Source organism: Bradyrhizobium sp. Leaf396, from assembly GCF_001424605.1.
GTDB classification, from domain to species: Bacteria; Pseudomonadota; Alphaproteobacteria; order Rhizobiales; family Xanthobacteraceae; genus Bradyrhizobium; species Bradyrhizobium japonicum_C.
The window spans coordinates 29,731-42,504 of the sequence record NZ_LMQJ01000065.1; the positions used below are offsets into that span (position 1 = coordinate 29,731).

16 protein-coding genes are annotated in these 12,774 nt (G+C 65.4%); 2 read left to right on the top strand and 14 right to left on the bottom strand.

The window, feature by feature from the left end; translation table 11 throughout:
- Positions 1 to 13: 13 nt before the first annotated feature.
- Positions 14 to 322 (bottom strand): twin-arginine translocation signal domain-containing protein, encoded by a 309-nt coding sequence (locus ASG57_RS37340; protein WP_080654964.1) that lies wholly within the window; start codon positions 320 to 322, stop codon positions 14 to 16.
- Between the two features lie 116 nt (positions 323 to 438).
- Positions 439 to 753, bottom strand: coding sequence for a hypothetical protein (locus ASG57_RS32980; protein ID WP_024342482.1), 315 nt, complete (start codon positions 751 to 753; stop codon positions 439 to 441).
- Between the two features lie 131 nt (positions 754 to 884).
- Here ASG57_RS32980 and ASG57_RS32985 point away from each other — a divergent pair, with 131 nt between their 5' ends.
- A complete protein-coding gene (locus ASG57_RS32985; protein ID WP_057198975.1) occupies positions 885 to 1,538 on the top strand; it encodes a glutathione S-transferase family protein in 654 nt (217 codons plus the stop codon).
- A 91-nt stretch (positions 1,539 to 1,629) separates the two neighbouring features.
- Positions 1,630 to 1,782 (top strand): hypothetical protein, encoded by a 153-nt coding sequence (locus ASG57_RS38880; protein ID WP_196232431.1) that lies wholly within the window; start codon positions 1,630 to 1,632, stop codon positions 1,780 to 1,782.
- A gap of 16 nt (positions 1,783 to 1,798) precedes the next feature.
- Here the strand turns inward: ASG57_RS38880 and ASG57_RS32990 are convergent, their stop codons facing one another.
- The 12 genes from ASG57_RS32990 to ASG57_RS33045 form a co-directional block, all read right to left on the bottom strand.
- On the bottom strand, positions 1,799 to 2,146 hold the full coding sequence (locus ASG57_RS32990) for a hypothetical protein (RefSeq protein WP_057198976.1): 348 nt from the start codon (positions 2,144 to 2,146) through the stop codon (positions 1,799 to 1,801).
- A gap of 108 nt (positions 2,147 to 2,254) precedes the next feature.
- Positions 2,255 to 3,787: an acyl-CoA carboxylase subunit beta gene (locus tag ASG57_RS32995; RefSeq protein ID WP_024342479.1), complete on the bottom strand. Its 1,533-nt coding sequence runs from the start codon at positions 3,785 to 3,787 to the stop codon at positions 2,255 to 2,257.
- 366 nt (positions 3,788 to 4,153) lie between these two features.
- On the bottom strand, positions 4,154 to 4,972 hold the full coding sequence (gene blaOXA / locus ASG57_RS33000; RefSeq protein ID WP_057198977.1) for a class D beta-lactamase: 819 nt from the start codon (positions 4,970 to 4,972) through the stop codon (positions 4,154 to 4,156).
- Between the two features lie 74 nt (positions 4,973 to 5,046).
- Entirely contained in the window at positions 5,047 to 5,310 is a 264-nt protein-coding gene (locus tag ASG57_RS33005; RefSeq protein ID WP_024342477.1) for an EscU/YscU/HrcU family type III secretion system export apparatus switch protein, read from the bottom strand.
- Entirely contained in the window at positions 5,307 to 6,875 is a 1,569-nt protein-coding gene (gene fliK, locus ASG57_RS33010) for a flagellar hook-length control protein FliK (protein ID WP_057198978.1), read from the bottom strand. Before fliK ends, ASG57_RS33005 begins: the two co-directional genes overlap by 4 nt.
- Positions 6,876 to 6,932: 57 nt before the next feature.
- Positions 6,933 to 7,727: an ATP12 family chaperone protein gene (locus ASG57_RS33015; RefSeq protein ID WP_024342475.1), complete on the bottom strand. Its 795-nt coding sequence runs from the start codon at positions 7,725 to 7,727 to the stop codon at positions 6,933 to 6,935.
- A gap of 72 nt (positions 7,728 to 7,799) precedes the next feature.
- Positions 7,800 to 8,108 (bottom strand): hypothetical protein, encoded by a 309-nt coding sequence (locus ASG57_RS33020; protein ID WP_230646645.1) that lies wholly within the window; start codon positions 8,106 to 8,108, stop codon positions 7,800 to 7,802.
- A gap of 31 nt (positions 8,109 to 8,139) precedes the next feature.
- Entirely contained in the window at positions 8,140 to 9,354 is a 1,215-nt protein-coding gene (locus ASG57_RS33025; RefSeq protein ID WP_057198980.1) for an RluA family pseudouridine synthase, read from the bottom strand.
- Positions 9,351 to 9,668 (bottom strand): HigA family addiction module antitoxin, encoded by a 318-nt coding sequence (locus tag ASG57_RS33030; protein WP_057198981.1) that lies wholly within the window; start codon positions 9,666 to 9,668, stop codon positions 9,351 to 9,353. The genes ASG57_RS33025 and ASG57_RS33030 overlap by 4 nt, the downstream gene beginning before the upstream one ends.
- A 9-nt stretch (positions 9,669 to 9,677) precedes the next feature.
- Positions 9,678 to 9,962, bottom strand: coding sequence for a type II toxin-antitoxin system RelE/ParE family toxin (locus tag ASG57_RS33035; protein WP_024342471.1), 285 nt, complete (start codon positions 9,960 to 9,962; stop codon positions 9,678 to 9,680).
- 70 nt (positions 9,963 to 10,032) lie between these two features.
- Positions 10,033 to 11,367, bottom strand: a complete 1,335-nt coding sequence (locus ASG57_RS33040) for a replication-associated recombination protein A (protein ID WP_057198983.1) — start codon at positions 11,365 to 11,367, stop codon at positions 10,033 to 10,035.
- Positions 11,364 to 12,770 (bottom strand): DegQ family serine endoprotease, encoded by a 1,407-nt coding sequence (locus tag ASG57_RS33045; protein ID WP_024342469.1) that lies wholly within the window; start codon positions 12,768 to 12,770, stop codon positions 11,364 to 11,366. The genes ASG57_RS33040 and ASG57_RS33045 overlap by 4 nt, the downstream gene beginning before the upstream one ends.
- Positions 12,771 to 12,774: the final 4 nt, after the last annotated feature.

Genomic DNA, 12,774 nt, shown 5'->3' on the forward strand with positions numbered 1-12,774 from the left:
CGACTTGGATTCCTTACCAATGATGGCGGCGGTGCCAGCGTCGGCGATGCCGGCGCCAATGACGGCGGTGCCAGCCCCAGTGGCGGTGATGGCCATGCGCGTGGCGGCGATGCCCGTGCCAGTGGACCTGCTCGGGCGTCAGCTCGGCGGCTTCCTCCCCCGTGGTGACTGCGGGGTGAGCGTCGGGATTGCCTTGCGGCATGCGGGCGGGATCAGCGAGCGGATGCGGTGACAGCGGCGCGGCCTGCGCCGCGGATGCGGCGAAGGCGGCGGCGCCCGCCGTCAATCCCAATGCAAGTTTCAAAAAACTCCGGCGCTCCATGGCTTCTTCCTTCTTGGATCATCGTGCCTGTGATGCAGAAGGAGTGTCGCCGTGACGGCATGAACCGAGGCTGAATCGTGCATTCAGATTTATCGCGCCCAGAAGATGTCTTCGGCTTACCTCGCAAACGCCTGCGCCAGCACCAGCATTTCTCGCGTGCGCTTGACGTCGGGCCAGTCGCGATTGAAGTCGGCGACGAGCTGCTTCAAGACATCGCCCTCGAGCATAGCCGTAAGCTTCGCCTCGTCCTCGAATTCATACATGGCCTGGTGAATCGACGGGTCATCCAGACTCCAGAATCGCCAAGCCTTGGCCACACCGAACGCCTTCACCGCGTCGGGCAGGTGTTCCCTCTCGTACCACCGGTCGAAGGCGGCGCGCTTGGCGGGATCGGTGACGATGGCGCGAACGACGAAGAAGGCAGCGGGCATCGGATTTCCTCCTGATTGTTTGAGCCAGGATAGCCGCTTCGGCGAGCGGCGACAAAAGAGTTCGTGCCGGTGTCGGAACGGGCCGCCTTCGATCGTCCTTCGCTTCGATCCCGAAACACACGGAGACAGCAATGGCCGACCTCACCCTGACCACCTTCAATTGGGTTCCCGACGCGCCGCGAGGCTTCGTGCGCGACCTCCGCGTGCGCTGGGCACTGGAGGAAGCCGGCCTGCCCTATCGCGTTGCGAGCGTGCCTTTCGAGGATCGCGGGCCTGCCCACCTCGCGCACCAGCCGTTCGGCCAGGTGCCGTGGCTGACCGACGGAGACATTTCGATCTTCGAGACCGGCGCGATCCTGCTGCATCTCGGCGGACTGAGCGAGAAGCTGATGCCGACGGATCCGCGCGGCCGCACTGAAGCGATGAAATGGGTGTTCGCTGCGCTCAATTCGGTGGAGATGGCGAGCCTGCCCTGGGCAATGTCGCAGTTCATGGGCCATCCGACCGATACGCCGGCGTGGAAATTCGTCGACGACTTCCTCAAGCTTCGGCTGAAGCACCTCGAGCCGGTGCTCGGCAGCCGCGAATGGCTGGCGGGCTCCTTCTCCGTCGCTGACATCCTGATGGCGGACGTGCTGCGCCCTGCCGACGGCTTCGACGGGCTGATGGACCATCCGGCCTGCCGCGCCTACCTCGCGCGCGCCACCGCCCGTCCCGCCTTCGCCAAGGCTCATGCCGATCAGATGGCACATTTTGCTATGGCGGATGCCAGGCGCGGGGCGTGATCTGCCTCACACAATAAATCAGGCACTCGGACTAGAGTCGCCCCAGCTGGAACGAAGCCATTCGTCGCAGAACTCCTCTGAAAGGTGCCACATGCCCCGCATCGAATATCTCAAGCAACAGATTGCGCGCGCCGAGCGGCTGGCCAAGGCCATCCTCGACCGGCAGGCCGCCGAGCGGCTTCAAGCCTTCGCAGCCGAGTGCCGCACCGAATTGTCGGAGCTGACGTTCAAGCGGGCCGCGTGAAGCGTGCTGGTGCGCCTCACACCAGCTTCAGCGGCGCATCGGCAACGACGCGGAGATCAATGCTGCCAATCAACGCCGAACGCCGCGCCTCCGCCTCACTGATGGCCTCGTCCGTCTGCCGCAGCGTGCTGACGTTCGAACCGAGCGAGACGATCCCGCCCAGCACCAGCGCGATCGATGCCAAGGCGGCGGTCTGACCGAAGCCAAAAAGGCCGAGGATCGTCACCAACAACAGCGTCGCCCCGCCGCCGATCGCGATCTTGGACGCGAGAATGTACTTCCGGCAGCGCTCGGCGATTTCGGCGAGCGCCTCGATCCGCGCTTCGATATCGGAAATCTCGTCAGCCGGATCGTCTTCGGTCATTGCATCCAGGATGCCAAATCAGAGGGACCTGTAGCCCGCATGAGCAAAGCAACATGGGACCTGAGTAAGGGCCCGGATGTCGCTGCGCTTATCCGGGCCACTTCCATCTCACAAAGGCAGATTGTCGTGCTTCTTCGCCGGCATTTCCGTCTTCTTGTCCTTCAGCATCGCCAGCGCCCTTGCGATCCGTTTGCGGGTCGAGTGCGGCATGATGACGTCGTCGATATAGCCGCGCTCGGCGGCGATGAAGGGCGACAGGAAGCGGTCTTCATATTCCTTCGTTCGCGCGGCGATCTTGTCGGGGTCGCCGATGTCTGAGCGGAAGATGATCTCGACCGCGCCCTTGGCGCCCATCACCGCGATCTGGGCGGTCGGCCAGGCGTAGTTCATGTCGGCGCCGATTTCCTTCGACGCCATGACGTCGAAGGCGCCGCCATAGGCCTTGCGGGTGATGATGGTGACGAGCGGCACGGTGCACTGCGAATAGGCAAACAGCAGTTTCGCGCCGTGCTTGATCAGGCCGCCATATTCCTGCGCGGTGCCCGGCAGGAAGCCCGGCACGTCGACGAAGGTGACGATAGGGATGTTGAAGGCGTCGCAGAAGCGCACGAAGCGCGCCGCCTTGCGGGAAGCGTCGGAGTCGAGCACGCCGGCGAGCACCATCGGCTGGTTGGCGACGAAGCCGACGGTGCGCCCCGCGATGCGGCCGAAGCCGGTGACGATGTTCTTGGCAAAGCTCTCCGCGATCTCGAAGAAGTCGCCCTCGTCCACGACCTTCAGGATCAGCTCCTTCATGTCATAGGGCTTGTTCGGATTATCGGGGATCAGCGTGTCGAGCGACATGTCGACGCGCTCGATGTCATCGAAGCTCGGCCATTCCGGCACGCCGTCGGAGTTATTGGACGGCAGGAAGTCGATCAGGCGCCGCATCTGCAACAGCGTCTCGACGTCGTTCTCGAAGGCGCCGTCCGCGATCGAGGAGCGCGTGGCGTGCACCGAGGCGCCACCCAGCTCTTCCGCCGTGACGACCTCGTTGGTGACGGTCTTCACCACGTCGGGGCCGGTCACGAACATGTAGCTGGTGTTCTTCACCATGAAGATGAAGTCGGTCATGGCCGGCGAATAGACGTCGCCGCCGGCGCAGGGGCCCATGATGACGGAGATCTGCGGGATCACGCCCGAGGCCAGCACGTTGCGGCGGAACACGTAGGAATAGCCGGCGAGCGCGGCGACGCCCTCCTGGATGCGGGCGCCGCCGGCGTCATAAAGGCCGATGATGGGCGCCCTCGCCTTCATCGCCATGTCCTGGAGCTTGGTGATCTTCAGCGCGTGCGTTTCCGACAGCGAGCCGCCGAACACCGTGAAATCCTTGGCGAACACGAACGTCTTGCGGCCGTTGACGGTGCCCCAGCCCGTGACGACGCCGTCGCCGGGGATCTTGTTCTTCTCCATGCCGAACTCGGTGGAGCGGTGCTCGACGAACATGTCGAACTCCTCGAACGATCCCTTGTCGAGCAGGAGCTCGATGCGCTCGCGCGCGGTCAGCTTGCCGCGGGCGTGCTGCGCCTCGATGCGCTTCTCCCCGCCGCCGAGCTTCGCGCCGGCACGACGATGTTCAAGGGCGTCCAGGATGTGCTTCATTTGCTCCCGCCAGTTCTTAAGTCTTACGCGATGCCGGGGTTCTAACACGGCATTTTGCGGGCCGGGAAGCGGCTTTCGGGCCTGCAGGGCTGCCTTGAGCAGCGTAAAAGCGCAAGGAAATACAAAGTTTTGCCTGGGAGGCGGAATGGAGCATGGATCGGCCGGGGTCACCCCGCTCGCGCGCTCGGCGGCAACAGGACACCAGATCGGCTTCCCGCCCGCGACCGGTGCCACGGGCTCAATGAACATGCACCCAAGATCGCCATGGCCGGGCTTGCCTGCCTGGGAGCCAGGATTTCACGGCGAGGCGGAATGGCTGCAAGAGAACTGCTCGGCCTGCGTTCGCAGACGCGGCTGCGGATGGAGCTAGATCGCGCCGATATCGGCAAGGCAGGCCTGTGTCAGTGGCATGCGCTCACCGACGAGACGCGGCTCCTTGCAATCCATGTTGAGCGCGAAAACCGTGTGCGACTCGCCCTTCTCGGTCCAGCCGACCATCCAGCCGAGCGACGGCTCGCCGCGCTCGGCGCCCAGCAAACCGGACTTGGCGCGAATGACGCTGTCGCCGACCTTGGTCACCGGCAGGATATCGCAGACGAGATCCTGGCTGCGCTTGCTCACCGGCAGTGCGCGGCGGCGCAGCCTGTCGACGAAGTCGATCTGCTCGACCGGATCGATGCGCAAAGCCCCGGTGAGCCAGAACTGGTCGATGCCGCCGCCGATGTCGCGATTGCCGTAATCGAACTCGTCGACATATTTCTGCATGCGTTCCTGGCCGATGCGGCGCGCAATCTCCTGATAGACCGGCACCGCGCTGACTGCGATCGCACTGCGCAGCGTGTGATCCTTGTTCCAGGCCTCGATCGGACGCTTGACGCCGTCCCAGGGAAACACGTCCTTGTCGGGATCAGTGACCACGCCGGTCTCGAGCGCAATCAGCGCGTTCGGAATCTTGAAGGTCGAGGCCGGCAGCTTGCCCTCACCCGATCGCTCCTTGTCACTTGCGACAACGAGATAGTCCTCGACCTTGTAGCCGACAAAGGTGCCTGACGTGCCGAGGTCGGTGAAGCGCTTTGCGATGCCCTCCCGTATTTCATTGCGCGGCGGCGCGACATGGGCAAGCGCACGCGATGGCAGGGCCGAGACTGCAGCGAGAAGACCGAGGGTAGAACGACGGGTCAGCAAAAGCGATATCCGTGAGCATGGAGAACCGGCGCGACCATGCAGCCGCTACGTGGTGAAACGATGACGGTTGATCCTTACCTTCCCCGGCCCGACAGCCGCAGCACGAACACCAGCACCTCGGCCACGGCCTTGTAGAGGTCCGGCGGAATTTCTTCACCGAGCTCCACCTTGGAGAGCGCGCCGGCCAACACCTCGTTTTCCTCGATCGGGATGTCGTGCGCCCTGGCGATCTCGACGATCTTCTCGCCGATCGTGCCTTTGCCCTTGGCCACGACGACTGGGGCGTTGGTGCCCTTCTCGTAGTGCAGCGCGATCGCGAGCTTGGTTGAATCGCTCATGTCGCGCGATCCAGAAAATGTCCGGCGGGGGCCGGCGCCGGTTGCGGCGGCGTGCCGTCGCGGACCAGGATGTCGCCCGGCTTGAGCTCGGCGCGCGTCAGCGCCTGGCTGAGCTCACCGATGCCGGCACGGAGCTGCTGCGCCGTCGCCGGCCGCTCGGCCCACATCCGCACGAAGGTCTTGTCGCCGTTGAGCGTGATCAGCGCGTGGACGGGGCCCGCCGGCTCCACATTCAGCGAGAAGCGTGCACGCCAAGCCTGCGCGACGGGATCGGCGGCCTCATTGCCACCATCGCGCGAGATCTCGAACTGCGCCATGGCAGTTCCTTGCGGGGTCGCGAACGGAATCTCGAAATTCCACTGCGGCACGGCCGGATCGATCCGGTGCCCGGTCGCACCGCTGCGATCGGGCAGCGAAGCAATCTGCAACAGCGTCTGCCGCGCGATCGCAGCATCAGTGTCGTCGAGCAGGCGATCCACGGTCGCGGCAAGCGGCGTGTCCGGCGCGAGCGATGGCGCGGCGATGGACTGCGGCGCCGGCAGCGCTCCGCGGAATGGCGGGGGCGTCGGCTGCGTGGCGGCCTCGAAGAGGCGGCCATCCGGCACGCCCTTGCTGGACCCCGGCACGTTGCCGGCCAGACGCGGCAGCTCTTGCGCGACCTCTTGCAGCAAGCTCGCCGCAAGGCCGGCGGACATGGTTCGCAGTGCCGCCGGCTGCGAAGCGCTGCCAGCGATCTCGGCGGGCAGGGCAGCTGCGGAATTGGCGCCGCGCGGCACTTGCGGCTGTTGGGCGGTTTCGGTCGACGGCGATGCGGCCTGCGCCGCTCCCCCTGCTGCCGGAGTCGTCGCTTCGGCTTGCGTCGATGGTACCGCAGTCCCGATTGTCGCCAGCGCATGGCGCAGCACCAGCAGCGCCGCCTTCAAATCGGGCATCGTGCCGGAGGACGGCGCCCCCGCGGCAAGCGAGGCCTCGAGGAACAGCCCTGACTTCTGGAAGGCGGATTCGATATCGCCACCGTCGAGCCCGGTGTTGAGCGGCGTCTGCTGTGCCAGCACGTCCAGCACCGCCTGCTTCAAGCCCGCGGGCAGATCGCTGCCGGTGACGACGGAGGCCAGATTGGCAAACAGGGTGGCCTGGCTGCCCTGTCTGGTCGCGGCATCGGCCGAAGCCACCGCAACAGCAGCATGCTCCAACGGCGTCAGCGTGTTGCGCGAAGCGCCCGCCGACGGGGCAAGTGGCGGGCTTTCCAGCAACGATGCCGCGCGGGGCGTCAGCGTGATCTGATCGGCAGCCGCTTCGCCTGCCCCACCCAGAACCGCGAGCCGAATGGTGCCGTTGTTCTGCGAGACCGCGAGCTGGAGATTCTGCCCCGGCGTCAGCGGGACCTCCGACATGACGTCCATCGAGAGGTTGGCGATCGCGATCCGCACCAGATTGTCGGCCATCACGCCGACCACCCTGGCATTGACGACGCTGCCCGCCTGAAGCACGAGGTCGGGCGTCGTCGCATCAGCCAGGGAGCTGGCGGCACTGACGGGAAGAATGGACGTGACCGGCGTCGGCATCGCAAAAGGCCCCAGGGAGCACGCCCCCACCCTAAGGCCGGCGTCGTAAACCTCTCGTTAAGGACCTTTGGCCGCGAGCGCCTTTGCCGCCGCCAAGACCGTCACGGCGGCCTCGAAATCCCTGAGGCGCGTGGCGCGGCGCGCGGCCGCTTCCTCGTCCACCCCCCATTGCTCGATGTTCCAGTCCTCATCGACATGGGCGGCATCCCAGACCTGCCCGGCATCGCGCACGTCATGAGCCAGCGCCAGCGCCAGCAGCGCCGAGCCGGTCAGGGTCGTCACCATGTGGAGCGCGGCGACCGACCAGGCATCCTGCGGCAGGGCGGCACGGGCCGCCTTCAACGCCTCGTCCGGCTGCTTCACATGCATGACCCCCTCGGACAGGATGAAATGTGCGCCCAGCGCCTCCGCCGCCCAGAACAGCACGGGATCCCAATGCGCGGCCTCGCGGGCGACCAGCCTTTCGGGATGGCCAGCGCGATAGAACAGAAGGTCGGATTCGAAATATTTCGCGAGGTCGTCGCTGACGAGTTCGACGCGGTCGACGACGCCTTCCACGACGCTGTTGGCGATGCGCGTCAGGGGCATGCTCACCGGGTCGATGCTTTCGCCCTGAGCCGCCCATTCAGCGGCCACGGCATCGGCAAGCGTCCGCGCCGGAATCAGCACTTGACGGCCGCTTGGCGTGCGGATCGCCTTGCCGTCGAGCGTGACGGCGAAACCGCCCTCGGCCTCAGCAACGCCCGCCTCCTTGTAGAAGCGCTTGCGCTGCGGCGGACGCGCGGACGCGCGCGCCGATGCCCGGGGATCCGGCGTGGGCTGGCCTGCTGCCTCTTCGAACAATTCGCGCATCTGCTTCTTCGATCCTTCGTCAGTCAAATCACCTGCGTCGTCGAGACTTCACCAGGACGACGATGAGCGCCGCTAGTTGGCGCAACTGCGTGCATACGTACCGCGATCGGCCGGGCCCAATCCCGCGGCCGCGGCGGCGTCGAGACACTTTGTGAAGCGATCGCCGAACGAATTGCGCGGAAGCGGCTGGTAATTGTATCGCGGTGGCGCGTCGAATTGCGGAACCTTCGGTGCCTCGATCTTCGGCGGCGGCGGTGGTTGGGGCGATAGTGGAGCGAGGCGCGAGGCGCCCGGTGACACATATTGCGCGTGCGCAGCCTGCTCCGTGCAGAGCGCCGCCATCAGCACAAAACAGATCGAGAGCCGAGTCATCGGGGACATGTCGTAGACCGGCCGCGCCCGTTCAACCCGGCTATTCCTCAGGCGCGTTCTCGATGGGATCAAATCTGGTTGCATCCAGCCCGAGCAGGTTCCACGACTGCTGCATGTGCGGCGGCAACGGTGCGGTGGCGTCGATGACGCCGCCGCGCGGATGCGGAATGACGATGCGGCGTGCCAAGAGATGCAGCCGATTCTGCAGTCCGCCCGGCAACTGCCAGTTCTCGATGTTGAAATACTTGGGATCGCCGACGATGGGATGGCCGATATGGGCCATGTGGGCGCGGAGCTGGTGGGTTCGGCCGGTCACCGGCTTCAGCGACACCCAGGTCAGCTTGTTGCCAGCGGTCTCGACCACGGCATAATAGGTCACCGCGTGGCTCGCGCCCTCATCGCCATGCTGGGCGATCCGCATGATGGTGTCGTCCTCGCCCTCCTCCTTCGCCAGGAACGTCGAGATGCGGCCCTGCTTGGGCTTCGGCAGGCCCGGTACCAGAGCCCAATAGACTTTGCGCGCCGACCGCGAGCGGAATGCGCCGGTCAGGTGCGAGGCGGCGAAGCGAGTCTTGGCGATCAGGAGACAACCCGACGTCTCCCTGTCGATGCGGTGCACGAGGCGCGGCTTCTGGCCCTTGGCATCGCGCATCACCTCAAGCATCTGGTCGATGTGCCGCGTCATGCCCGACCCACCCTGTACGGCAAGGCCGGCCGGCTTGTTCAGCACGAGGACGTCGTCGTCCTCCCAGATCGTCATCTCCTTCAGCGCCTTGAGCGTCTTCTGGGCAGCCTCCGAGAGCTCGCCGCCGCCCTTCGGGGCGTCGAGCTTCAGCGGCGGAATGCGGACGCTCTGCCCCTCCTCCAGCCGGTCCTTGCTGTCGACGCGCTTGCCGTCCACGCGCAGCTCGCCTTTGCGAACGACGCGCTGAATATGGGAGAACGACAGGCCGGGAAAGCGCGCTTCGAGGAAACGGTCGACGCGCATGTTGTTCTCGTCGGACGTCACGGTGACGGTCTGCACCTTGGTCGGCAGCAATGCTTCGACAGGCTTTGCCGGCGCGGACCTTTCCAGTTCCACCTTGGGCGCACGCCGCTCGGCGCGCTCACCCGCAAAGCGCGGTGGCTTGCTGCCGGGCTTGCCACTAGGACGTGGCCCGGCCCTCTTCGCGCTATGCGCCTGATGCGGGCGCGAGTTGTCGCGCTCGTCACGCGAACGCGGTTTTGGATTCATTCTCTTGATGCGGCGGCTCATGCGGTCTTTCCAAGCTTTCGTGTCGACTGCGCATTGGCGCGGCGGGGCAGCGACGCAACCTGCGCGCCCACCTCCTTCTCCGCCAGCCGCAGCTCATATTGCTGTTGCAGGTTCATCCAGAATTGCGGGCTGGTGCCAAACCAGTGACCAAGCCGCAGCGCCGTATCGGCGGTGATGCCGCGCTGTCCGTTGATGATGCCAGTGATGCGATTGACCGGCACGTCGATCTGACGCGACAGCTCTGCGGCCGTGATGCCGAGTTCGCGCAGCTCTTCGGCGAGTTGTTCGCCGGGATGGATGGGCGTGCGGGGCATAAGCTTCCTTCACTGATGGCCGACGATCTCTACATCGGTTGGGCCAGACGACCCTTCCGGCCAACTAAAACAGATCCGCCATTGATCGTTGATCCGGATCGAGAATTGTCCTGCACGATCGCCCCTAAAGGCTTCCAGACGATTACCCGGCAATGCCGCCAGGTCCGCTAGGCTTGTTGCCGCGCCCAATCGATCGAGGCGGGTCTCTGCCTGACCGGCAAACCCCGAGAAGTCCTTGACGTGCTGGCCAGCGGCAAATCGCTCCGTGCGCTTGTCACGGTAGCTGACGATCATGCGGTTCCCTAGCATGATTTACGGATTACGTAAAGTGTAACTCATCGCGCCGGCATAATGCGTTCTTCGGCTACTTGCCGCCCCGCTCCTTGCGCAGCTTGGCCCAGTAATCGAGCCGCTTCCGGATCTCCCGCTCGAAGCCGCGTTCGGGCGGGTCGTAGAAGGTCTGGCGGCCCAGGGATTCCGGGAAGTAGTCCTGGCCGGAGAAGGCATCCGGCGTGTCGTGGTCGTATTCGTACGCTGCGCCGTAGCCTTCCGACTTCATCAGCTTGGTCGGAGAATTGAGGATGTGCTTGGGCGGCAGGAGCGAGCCCGCCTGCTTGGCGACCTGCATTGCCGTGCCGAAGGCAGTGTAGACGGCGTTCGATTTCGGAGCGGTGGCGAGATAGACCACAGCCTGGGCGATCGCGAGTTCGCCTTCGGGATGGCCGAGGAAGTCGAAAGCGTCCTTGGCCGCGTTCGCAACGACGAGCGCCTGCGGATCGGCGAGACCGATGTCCTCGACTGCCATGCGCACGACGCGGCGGGCCAGGAACAGCGGGTCCTCGCCGGCGTCCAACATGCGCGCGAGATAATACAGCGCCGCATCGGGATCTGAGCCGCGTACCGATTTATGCAGCGCGGAGATCAGGTTGTAGTGGCCATCGGCCGACTTGTCGTAGATCGGCGCGCGGCGCTGCAAGATCTCCTGCAGTTGCGCGGCATTGAAGATCTCGGCCGCCCGCGCCGACCGCCAGACCTCTTCGGCGAGCGTCAGCGAGGCGCGCCCGTCACCGTCGGCCATCCGCACCAGCACCGCGCGTGCCTCGGGGTCGAGCGGCAGCTTCTTGCCCTCCACAGCCTCGGCATGCGCGAACAGCTTTTCGATCGCGGCGGCATCGAGAGAGCGAAACACCAGCACACGGGCGCGGGACAGGAGCGCCGCGTTGAGCTCGAAGGATGGGTTCTCGGTGGTGGCGCCGACCATGACGACGGTGCCATCTTCCATCACGGGCAGAAAGGAATCCTGCTGGGCGCGATTGAAACGATGCACCTCGTCGACGAAGAGCAGCGTGCCCTTGCCCATCTCGCGGCGGGCGCGCGCAGCATCGAAGGCCTTCTTCAAATCGGCGACGCCGGAGAACACGGCCGAAATCTGCTCGAAATGCAGATCCGTCGCGTCCGCCAGCAGCCGCGCCACCGTGGTCTTGCCGGTGCCCGGGGGGCCCCAGAAGATCAGCGAACCGAGCGAGCGCGTCTCCAGCATGCGCGTCAGGGCACCATCGGGCCCGAGGATATGATCCTGACCGACGACCTCCGACAACACGCGTGGACGCAACCGATCCGGCAGCGGATGCGGAGCGTCGCGGTCGAGCCCCCCAGCACCGAACAGGGTGGGCGCGTCCTGTGGTCGCCTCGGACTCATCCGCCCAGCGTGACGTTGATCTGCTGGCCGCCGCGCACAAGCGTGATACGCCAGATGCGCGGTCGCTCGCCTGCCGCCTTTTCGAGGTCCGCGGTCTTGCTGATCTTCTGATTGTTGACTGCAAGGATGACGTCGCCCTTCTGGAAGCCGACGCTCGCGGCCGCAGTATCGCCACCGATATCGGTGATCACGACGCCCTCGGTATCGGCGTCAAGACGCAGTTCGTCGGCCACCGCGGGCGTGATGGTCGAGACCTTCGCGCCCTGGAATGGCGAACGCGCGGTGATGACGAGTTCGTTGCGCCCCGTATCGGGTGCGGTCTCCAACGCCACCGTGAGCCTGACCGGCTTGCTGCCGCGCTGCACGTCGATCTGCGCGGTGCCGCCGAGCGGACGGGTTGCGAAGCGGTAGTCGAAAGCGTTGGGATCATCCACGGTCTGGCCATCGATCCCGATGATGAGGTCGGAGGATTTCAGACCGGCCCTCGCTGCGGGCCCAGTCGGTACCACGCTTGCGACCAGCGCACCGGTCGGCGAGCGCAGGCCGAGGCTTTCCGCAATCTCGGGCGTCACCGCCTGCAATTTTGCCCCAAGCCACGGCCGCTTCACCGCCTTGCCGCCGCTCTTGGCGGAGGCGACGACGACGCGCACCATGTTGGCGGGAATCGCAAAGCCGATCCCTTGCGAGCCGCCGGAGCGCGAATAGATCGCGGTGTTGATGCCCGCGAGCCTGCCGCTCATGTCGACCAGCGCGCCGCCGGAATTGCCGGGATTGATCGGCGCATCGGTCTGGATGAAGAATTGGTAGTCGGTGATGCCGACCTGCGTGCGTGCGAGCGCCGAGATGATGCCGTGGGTCACGGTCTGGCCGACGCCGAAGGGATTGCCGATCGCGAGCACGACGTCGCCGACCAAGAGTTCGTCGGAATTGGTGAAATCGAGGGTCGGGAATTTCTCCTTGGTGTCCTTCAGGCGGAGCACGGCAAGATCGGTTCGGGAATCCTTCAGCAGGATCTCGGCCTCGAACTCGCGCCTGTCCGACAGCGACACCTTCACCTGATCCGCGCCCTCAATGACGTGCACGTTGGTGACAACGAGGCCGGAGGCATCGACGATGACGCCGGAGCCGAGCGAGCGTTGCATCTGCTCGGGCTGCTGGCCCGGCACGCCGAAGAAGCGGCGAAAGATCGGATCGTCGAGCAGCGGATTGCGGTTCTGCACCACCTTGGCGGCGTAGACGTTGACGACCGCCGGCTGCACCCGCTGCACGATCGGCGCATAGGACAGCCGCAGCTCGACCGGCGACGCCGGGACCCGACGGTCCTGCGCGGCAGCCGGATTGAAATGGGCCGAAAAGACTATGCACGATGCCGTAACGACGGCGCTCCAGGTCGATCGAAACATTCCT

Coding starts and splice junctions, on each gene's coding strand:
- ASG57_RS32980 (WP_024342482.1), bottom strand. CDS start 753: ATGCCCGCTGCCTTCTTCGTCGTTCGCGCCATCGTCACCGATCCCGCC.
- ASG57_RS37340 (WP_080654964.1), bottom strand. CDS start 322: ATGGAGCGCCGGAGTTTTTTGAAACTTGCATTGGGATTGACGGCGGGC.
- ASG57_RS33005 (WP_024342477.1), bottom strand. CDS start 5,310: ATGAGCGATTCAACCAAGCTCGCGATCGCGCTGCACTACGAGAAGGGC.
- ASG57_RS32985 (WP_057198975.1), top strand. CDS start 885: ATGGCCGACCTCACCCTGACCACCTTCAATTGGGTTCCCGACGCGCCG.
- fliK (WP_057198978.1), bottom strand. CDS start 6,875: ATGCCGACGCCGGTCACGTCCATTCTTCCCGTCAGTGCCGCCAGCTCC.
- ASG57_RS33020 (WP_230646645.1), bottom strand. CDS start 8,108: ATGTCCCCGATGACTCGGCTCTCGATCTGTTTTGTGCTGATGGCGGCG.
- ASG57_RS33035 (WP_024342471.1), bottom strand. CDS start 9,962: ATGATCGTCAGCTACCGTGACAAGCGCACGGAGCGATTTGCCGCTGGC.
- ASG57_RS33045 (WP_024342469.1), bottom strand. CDS start 12,770: ATGTTTCGATCGACCTGGAGCGCCGTCGTTACGGCATCGTGCATAGTC.
- ASG57_RS33025 (WP_057198980.1), bottom strand. CDS start 9,354: ATGAGCCGCCGCATCAAGAGAATGAATCCAAAACCGCGTTCGCGTGAC.
- ASG57_RS33030 (WP_057198981.1), bottom strand. CDS start 9,668: ATGCCCCGCACGCCCATCCATCCCGGCGAACAACTCGCCGAAGAGCTG.
- ASG57_RS32990 (WP_057198976.1), bottom strand. CDS start 2,146: ATGACCGAAGACGATCCGGCTGACGAGATTTCCGATATCGAAGCGCGG.
- ASG57_RS33040 (WP_057198983.1), bottom strand. CDS start 11,367: ATGAGTCCGAGGCGACCACAGGACGCGCCCACCCTGTTCGGTGCTGGG.
- ASG57_RS33015 (WP_024342475.1), bottom strand. CDS start 7,727: ATGCGCGAATTGTTCGAAGAGGCAGCAGGCCAGCCCACGCCGGATCCC.
- ASG57_RS38880 (WP_196232431.1), top strand. CDS start 1,630: ATGCCCCGCATCGAATATCTCAAGCAACAGATTGCGCGCGCCGAGCGG.
- ASG57_RS32995 (WP_024342479.1), bottom strand. CDS start 3,787: ATGAAGCACATCCTGGACGCCCTTGAACATCGTCGTGCCGGCGCGAAG.